The sequence below is a fragment of the Demequina litoralis genome (assembly GCF_030418455.1).
In the GTDB taxonomy this organism is placed as follows: domain Bacteria; phylum Actinomycetota; class Actinomycetes; order Actinomycetales; family Demequinaceae; genus Demequina; species Demequina litoralis.
Window position 1 is genome coordinate 1 of sequence record NZ_JAUHPW010000022.1, and the last position, 462, is coordinate 462.

The following is a 462-nucleotide window of genomic DNA, read 5'->3' on the forward strand; positions in this document are numbered from 1 at the left end:
GGTGTGCCGGCGAGCACCGAGGTGGTCGCGGGCGGTGAGCCCGATCTGACGGGCCTCGAGGTGACGGCGATGATGACGGACGGCTCGGCCGTGGTGCTCGACGCCGCGGACTACGAGGTGACCGGCATCGACGTGTGGACGCTGGGGGAGCAGACCGCGACCGTCGCGCTCGTGGCGGACCCGTCGGTCACCGCATCCTTCGACGTGACCGTCGTGGACCAGTCCGTGCCGACCGGGAACCTGCTGGTCAACGGGTCGTTCGAGGACCGGCTCGCGGGCTGGGACGTGACGTGGAACAAGCCGCAGGGCTCGGTCGCGATCCGCACCTCGGGCGGCTACGAGAGCGCCACGTACCTCAACGTGTGGAGCTCGGGCTCGATGGACTTCGAGCTCGCGCAGGACGTGCGGATCATGCCGGGCTGGTACACCCTGTCGGGCGCGTTCCGTGGCGACGCGAACCTC

The 462-nt window shown here is 70.3% G+C and carries 1 protein-coding gene; it reads left to right on the forward strand.

Annotated features, from left to right (window positions below; genetic code table 11):
* Positions 1-462 (forward strand): bacterial Ig-like domain-containing protein (locus QQX09_RS14260; protein WP_301135931.1); only part of this gene is annotated, 462 nt, incomplete at both ends.